This is a genomic window from Aquiflexum sp. (assembly GCF_977115555.1).
The window spans coordinates 1-7,723 of sequence record NZ_CDSBKL010000190.1 but is presented as its reverse complement, the minus strand read 5'-3'; the positions used below and the strand labels follow the sequence as shown (position 1 = coordinate 7,723).

Below are 7,723 nucleotides of genomic sequence, written 5' to 3'. Positions count from 1 at the left end.
CTTGGGCCTTTGTGCCGCCATAAAATCCATGGATAATCTCAAACCTGCCAAGTCATTGTTATAGGTATCATCTATAATCAGGCAGTCATTGATTCCAGGCTTGAGTGTAAGTCTCATCTCCACGGCTTTGAGGTGGTTGAGACCCTCTTGGATCAGGCTTGCGTTAAGGCCCAAAGAAAGAGCAGCTACCATTACATGCCGTATATTTTCTAAAGATGCTTGATCCGAAAATGGTACCGAAAAAGTAAAAACACTCAAATCCGGCTTCATCAGCAGGATTTTGGAGCGGTCTGATTCTTTTTTGACAGACAAGGTATAATCTGAACCTGCAGTATCTGACCAGCTGATTAACTTTTCCTTTTCAAATTTTGAAGAAAGGTATTCATGGATTTTTGTATGTTCTTTCCTGTAGATGATAAACTTGCTGTTTTCAAAAAGTAATGCTTTTTCAGCCAATTTTTGATCTTGGGATTCAAAACCCTCCTCGTGTGCAGTTCCGATATTGGTAAAAATTCCAATCTCAGGCTTGAGGATAGCTTCAAGTTTCACCATTTCTCCGGGTCTGGAAATACCCGCCTCCATAATGGCAACCTGATGGTTTTGCTCAATTCCAAAAACAGAAAGAGGGACGCCTACCTGACTGTTATAGCTTTTTGGACTTTTTGCCACAGCATATTGCTGTCCCAAAACCTGCCCAAGCCATTCTTTGACAATGGTTTTCCCGTTGCTTCCTGTAATGCCTACCAGTGGTCCGGTAAATAAAGACCGCTCATAAGCGGCTATTTGTTGCAATGCCCGATGTGGGTTATCCACAGTGATGAAGGTGCTGTTCGCTGCCAAAGATGCAGAGATGTGGTATCCCTTTTGTAACAAAAAAAACTTTACTCCCTCTTCATTGAGAGTTTTGATAAAATCATGTCCATCAAATTTCGCCCCTTTAAGAGCCACAAAAAGGGTTTTTGATGGTTCAAGGATATTTCTGGAGTCAATGGAAATCCAACTCACAAGCCCGGAATTAGCATGGGAAACCATTTCTCCTTCCACCAATTCACATATCTGATGTGCCGTGAGAGATTGGATCATAGGATAAAATTAAGGATTTGGCGTTATTCTTCTTTCTTTTTGAAAAACACCTGTTTGATCCACCTCGGGAGGAAGATCGCTCCAAGTATCAAATAAGGATAGTAAGAGAGCATCCTCCAAAGAATACTCGTTACAAATGTGTAGCCATTCAGGAATTCTGCAAAGAACTGTCCGAAGAAAAACTCTGCGGTACCACTGCTTCCAGGAGTTGGGGAGATCATCATCACAATCCACATGATCACCTGTCTTGCAAAAATCACCACATGCTCCGAAATACTCAATGATTCATAGGCGCCGATCAAGGCATTGAGCATAAGGTATCTCGAGCTCCATATAAAAATAGTCGCGCCTACAATCGGAAGCCAGTATTTGTAATTTTTTCCGATGAGCTCTTTAGATGCTTCTATAATCTGATTGCTAAATTCATTTGCCGAATGTTTCCATTTTTTAAGCCATCTAATGGAATAGATCTTTAACAATACCCATTTGAAAACCCGGGGTTTATAGAAAAGGGCCAATGCCATGACCAAAGAATAAGAGGCATAAAGGGCATAACTTACCCAAAATAAAACCTCCAAACTTCTCCCTAGCCTCATTTCCATCATTCTGCTCGCCGGAAAAATATTTCCCTGCGCAAAATATAAAATGATTGGCGCACCGATGACAAAGAATAAATTATCCAAAATGGCCGTTACCATGACATAGGCGATGGCTTTTCCAAGTTTGATTCCCTCCTTATTCAAAATAAAAATGGCTACCGCTGAACCTCCTACTACCGAAGGAGTCACCGCAGAGGCAAATTCCCAAAGAATGATAACATAAAGCGCACGGCCCCAAGTGAGTTGTTGGTCTGTAACAGCCCTGATTCTGTAGATGTAACCCAAATCCCGAAACAAAATGACAACAATGGCCAATAGAATCCACCAGATCGATCCATCAAACACTCCCTTTAATGTCTGTGCGTTGATGTTGGGGTCGAGATAAAACATCAAAAAGACAATCCCCAGACCGATTAGCACCGGAAACCATACCTTATTCGGATTGAGGGTTGCAAAAATCTGCTTATTATCTAGTTTCATACACTACGCCGAAGGAACCGTTTCCTGCTTTTCTACCCAAAAATTGTTGAACCCTTCACCTATCGTAATTGTAACCATAGATAATTGTAATAATTCCAAAATTGCCAGAAATGTGTAAATCACAAAGATTTTTTCAGGCTTATAGCTGATAAATTCAGTAAATGGCACCCGGTCTTTCAATAACATCTTTTCCAACACAAAATCCTTTTGTTGCTCAATGGTATAGGGATACTGAATGACGGTATGTTTTGTCTCATCTGTTCTTGCACTGTATTTGGACATTACCTTTTGGTATACTTTTAGTAACTTGTAAAGGTCAAGGTCCTGCATTTCGGCATCGACATCATCAGCTTTGGCTAGTTGATTGAGTTCTGATAAGATATTGCCTCTCTGCACTTTCGCGAGTCTAGTCTCCTCCAGATTTGCGAGTTCGAGTATGACTGATTTGTATTTTTTGTATTCCAATAAGTGCCGGATCAATTCTTCCCTTGGATCTATTTCTTCCCCATTTTCATCCAATTCAGGACGGGGAATCAACATTTTGGATTTTATTTTCATCAAGGTGGCAGCAAACAAGATGAAATCACTTGCCACTTCGATTTCCATTTTTTCCAGATGATGGATATATTCAAGAAAATCCAGGGTGATTTTTGAAATCGGAATATCATAAATATCCAGCTCATCCCGTTCGATGAAAAACAGCATCAAATCGAATGGTCCTTCGAAAAGTGGTAATTTGATTTCAAAACTCACTGTAAACTATTTTATTTTCTTAATTTTGCACTTCAATCTTGTTCAAAGATATCCAAATAATGGTAATTTATTCATTTGGCCCTTAAAAAGACCCTTTACCAATCCTGATAATATTCGAAGAAAATTCGAAAAAACAATTCGGGATTCGAAATGTTAATTACCTTTATTAAGAACCGTATTGCTGATGATCATAAAACCAGGAAAATTGCTTGCAAAGATCGATTCACCCACCGATCTCAAAAAACTTTCTAATGACCAATTGGTACAAATCTGCGATGAACTCAGACAGTTCATTGTAGATAATGTTTCTGTTTATGGAGGGCATTTTGGTGCAAGTCTTGGTGTGGTGGAGTTGACGGTTGCCTTGCATTATGTCCTCAATACTCCTGAGGATCAGCTTGTTTGGGATGTGGGACACCAAGCATACGGACATAAGATTTTGACAGGAAGAAAAGAACAGTTCCATACCAACAGACTTTACGGAGGCCTTTCGGGTTTCCCAAAAAGGAAAGAAAGCGAATATGATACCTTCGGTGTCGGACACTCCAGTACTTCCATCTCTGCTGCTTTGGGGATGGCCGTGGCATCAAAATACAAGGGTGATTTCAAAAAACAACATGTGGCGGTCATCGGAGACGGTTCCATGACCGGGGGGATGGCTTTTGAGGCAATGAACCATGCGGGTGTATCTGATACAAACATGCTCATCATCCTCAATGACAATTGCATGTCGATCGATCCCAACGTGGGAGCCCTTAAGGATTATCTCACAGATATTACCACTTCCCATACCTACAATAAAGTAAAAGACGAAGTTTGGAACCTATTGGGAAAGATTTCCATGTTTGGTGCTTCGGCACAGGAAATCGTGTCCAAAGTGGAAGGCGCGATCAAATCTGCGGTTTTGAAGCAAAGCAACCTTTTTGAATCCCTTAACCTCAGGTATTTCGGGCCTGTCGATGGCCATGATGTCCACCATTTGGTAGAAATCCTCGCCGACATGCGAGATATTCCGGGCCCTAAGATTTTGCATTGTGTGACTGTAAAAGGCAAAGGATATGCCCCTGCTGAAACCGGCAACAAAACCACTTGGCATGCCCCTGGACTTTTTGACAAAGTGACCGGTGAGATTTACAAAAAAATCCCTTCGAAACCCCAAGCGCCAAAATACCAAGATGTATTTGGCCGTACGATTGTCGAATTGGCAAAAGAAAATGACAAGATAATGGGGGTAACCCCTGCAATGCCTTCCGGTTCCTCATTGAATATCATGATGGAAGAAATGCCTGACAGGGCATTTGATGTCGGGATTGCAGAGCAGCATGCCGTGACCTTCTCGGCAGGATTGGCCACTCAGGGATTGATTCCGTTCTGTAATATTTACAGCTCATTTATGCAGCGTGCCTATGATCAGGTGGTCCATGATGTATGTCTGCAAAATCTTCAAGTTGTTTTTTGCTTGGACAGGGCAGGATTTGCAGGTGCAGATGGACCAACTCACCACGGGGCTTATGACATGGCGTTTTTTAGGTGTATACCAAATTTGGTTGTATCCTCGCCCATGAATGAAGAAGAATTAAGAAACCTGATGTTTACAGCGACCAAATTTGAAGGTCCCTTTTCTATCAGGTACCCAAGAGGACAAGGTGTCATGGTTGATTGGAAAACTCCGATGAGGGAAATCCCAATCGGACAGGGAAGGATTGTGAAAGAAGGGGAGGATGTAGCCATATTGACGATAGGACATATCGGCAATTATGCTGTGACTGCCTGTGAAACGCTTGAAAAAGAAGGTTACAATCCGGCGCATTACGACATGAGGTTTGTCAAACCTCTTGATGAGGCATTGTTACACGAAGTCTTCGGCAAATTCAAAAAAGTAGTGACTGTAGAGGATGGCTGCTTAATGGGAGGATTTGGCTCCGCAGTTTTGGAATGGATGGTGGATAATGGATATTCTGCAACTGTGAGAAGATTAGGTATTCCTGATGCCATTATTGAACATGGCGAGCAGATTGAACTCCACAGAGAATGTGGCTTTGATCCCGAAGGCATTGCAAATGCAGTCAAGCAAATGGCTGAATCTGTTGTGGAGAAGTAACTTGAGTAATTTTAAGATAAATTCAATCCTAGCTATAAGCTGGGATTTTGTATTTTAGAGCTGATGATAAAGTTTATTTCGGAAGGTTCCGGCCAAGCCCTCATTCTTATCCACGGATTCTGTGAATCAAAAGAAATGTGGATAACTTTTTCGAAGGAATTGGCCAAAACGCATACTGTTTATTGTATTGACCTGCCCGGTTTTGGTGAAAGTCCTTTGCATCAGGATAACATAACATTAGAAGAAGTTGCCGTAATGCTTCAGGAATGGATGGAAGACAATGACATTCACAATCCCATAGTCGTCGGTCATTCTTTGGGGGGATATGTTACCTTGGCGTTGGCCGAATTGATGGGAAGTGGCTTAAGGGCAATTGGATTGTTCCATTCAACGGCTTTTCCGGATGATGCCGAAAAAAAGAAGACCCGAACCAAAACCATTATTTTCATCAAAAAACATGGTGTGGATAAGTTTATTGATTCATTCGTTCCCCCACTTTTTAGCGAACAACACCGGATTACAAACCAAAGGAATATTGAGGAATTAACCATCCTTGGAAAGAAAAGTGCTAAGAAAGGAGTACTCGCCTTTTTGGTAGCCATGCGGGACAGAAAAGACCGGATGGAAATCTGGAAAAACTTCAAAGGGAAAAAGTTGATGATTGCAGGGGTATTGGACGGAGCTGTCAAAATAGAAGGAAGCAGGATGCATCAAGCCTATACAGACGATTACTTTGAGCTTCAAGATGTTGGTCACATGGGGATGTTTGAGTCTGAGCAAGCCACCTTAGAAATCCTCAAGGTTTTCCTAGCTAAAGTAGGCTAATTTCATTTTTTAAATGTCAGCCCTTTTCCTTATCGGCGAAATCCACCAAAGGATGCGGATAATTACTTCCCAAGAAGACGCCGTAGCCTTTTAATTCTTTTTTTGAAAGTGTATTGGGTTGGTGGATATCATATCCCGGAATCTTGGCCAATTCGGGAATCCAATTCCTAATGAAGTCCCCATTTTTGTCATAATTATTGGCTTGTTTCAGGATATTGAAATACCTGTTTTCCCTTGGGTCATTTCCAACACCCGCGATATACATCCAATTTCCCCAATTTGAACAAACGTCATAGTCAATTAATTGGCTCTCGAAATACATGGCTCCCCAACGCCAATCAATGCCCAAGTCATTGACAAGAAAGGAAGCGACATTTTGTCGGCCTCTGTTAGACATAAAACCGGTGGCATTGAGTTCTCGCATGTTGGCATCAACAAAAGGTATCCCTGTCTTTCCCTCAGCCCAATCCCAAAATAATTTTGCATCTTTCCGCCAGTTGTCCACATGGTTTTTTATGCCCTCAGGAAGAAATATTTTGTTGCCGTGTTTTTTGGATATAAACCTGAAGTAATCTCTCCAGATCAATTCAAACACCATCCAATAGGTGGAATCATTCTTTTTCCTTTCTTTCTCATATTGCTGTACTTCTTCATAGATGTACCTCGGAGATACGCATCCCAAAGCCAACCAAGCAGAGAATTTACTGCTGTAATCGGGGCCCAATAATCCGTTTCGGGTTTCTTTATAGGTCTTCAGGCAGTCATTTTCCCAAAAGTAGGACTGGAGCCGTTGAATCGCAGCATCTTCCCCTCCAATAAATGGCAGAACACCCTTTTTGGCAACTGAGGGTTCACTCAATCCAAATGTGGATAACTCAGGAATTTCCCCCAACTCAATACTGATTTCCGGAAAATTGATCTTTTCGGGCTTCTCAATGGACTTTCTGACTTGGCTGAATTTCTCGCACTCTTTTCTGAATTTGGTAAAAACTTCCGGCGTCTGATTGACTGGAAAGGGCAGGTCCTCGATATGGTACAAGGTGCTTTGCCAAAAAGTGTTGGTCTGGATACCTTTTTTCCAAACTGTACTTTCCAGATTTTTCTCTACTTTTTTTTCTTCCTGCGTCACCTCCTCTGAAAAATATATTGCTTCAGCCTGAAATTTCTCTGCAAGTTCAGGGATCACGGATTCAGGGATACCCATTCGGATGATGAGGTTTCCTCCTAATGCAATCAGGTTGCTTCTTAAGTTATCCACAGCCTCTATCAGGAATTTGGCCCTGAAAGCCCCTGTTTTTTGTATTCCCAAATCCACCCTTTCAAATTGCCTTGGGTCAAAACAATACACCGGAATGACTTCGAAAGATTCTTTGCAGGCATTAGATAAGGTTGCATGATCATGCAACCTTAAATCATTTTTAAACCAAACTATTACTCTATTGTATTTCATTTGTTTTTCAAACACCCTGTGGAATTAAAGTGTTTGGCTAAATCCTGTATATTCTCGCTGTAGCAGTTATTAAATTTTCTCTTGTTAATCATTAATCCCCCAATTAAAATTTAGAAAGGATGAGTTCAGCCCGATTTTTTCTGGAAAACTGTTTGGCAGCTAGGAATAAGCTTTTGCTTATTACCATTTCTGTTCTGATTGTTTTCCTTAAAATATTGGGTCCCTTAGATTGACTGGAAGCTTACTTTCATCTTATCGTATTTATATTCCATTCAGGTGTAGGGTGAATATGGTATTCAAAAGGTTTTTGTGTACCTTAAAAGTAAAATTTCTATTTTTCTCGAATAATGGGAATAGGATTTTAAAATTGTGGATAAATGAAAAAGCAGGGCATGTATGCGAAAATGATGGGTTCATGGGTGATACTTATGC

6 protein-coding genes are annotated in these 7,723 nt (G+C 41.1%); 2 read left to right on the top strand and 4 right to left on the bottom strand.

From position 1 onward, the window contains the following. From ACZFYI_RS12115 to ACZFYI_RS12105, 3 genes are all read right to left on the bottom strand, one after another. On the bottom strand, nucleotides 1–1,083 hold a 1,083-nt coding region (locus tag ACZFYI_RS12115; protein ID WP_462524392.1), incomplete at its 3' end, for a Mur ligase family protein. A 23-nt stretch (nucleotides 1,084–1,106) separates the two neighbouring features. Then, a complete protein-coding gene (locus tag ACZFYI_RS12110; protein WP_462524391.1) occupies nucleotides 1,107–2,162 on the bottom strand; it encodes a lysylphosphatidylglycerol synthase transmembrane domain-containing protein in 1,056 nt (351 codons plus the stop codon). 3 nt (nucleotides 2,163–2,165) lie between these two features. Next, a complete protein-coding gene (locus ACZFYI_RS12105; protein WP_462524390.1) occupies nucleotides 2,166–2,915 on the bottom strand; it encodes a segregation and condensation protein A in 750 nt (249 codons plus the stop codon). 184 nt (nucleotides 2,916–3,099) lie between these two features. On the opposite strand from ACZFYI_RS12105, the gene dxs reads away from it, so the two are divergent. Together dxs and ACZFYI_RS12095 are read left to right on the top strand one after the other, a co-directional pair. Beyond that, entirely contained in the window at nucleotides 3,100–5,016 is a 1,917-nt protein-coding gene (gene dxs, locus ACZFYI_RS12100; protein WP_462524389.1) for a 1-deoxy-D-xylulose-5-phosphate synthase, read from the top strand. Between the two features lie 63 nt (nucleotides 5,017–5,079). Beyond that, on the top strand, nucleotides 5,080–5,841 hold the full coding sequence (locus ACZFYI_RS12095; protein WP_462524388.1) for an alpha/beta fold hydrolase: 762 nt from the start codon (nucleotides 5,080–5,082) through the stop codon (nucleotides 5,839–5,841). A gap of 16 nt (nucleotides 5,842–5,857) precedes the next feature. Here ACZFYI_RS12095 and ACZFYI_RS12090 read toward each other — a convergent pair whose 3' ends face one another. Next, nucleotides 5,858–7,291: a DASH family cryptochrome gene (locus ACZFYI_RS12090; protein ID WP_462524387.1), complete on the bottom strand. Its 1,434-nt coding sequence runs from the start codon at nucleotides 7,289–7,291 to the stop codon at nucleotides 5,858–5,860. Nucleotides 7,292–7,723 lie beyond the last annotated feature (432 nt).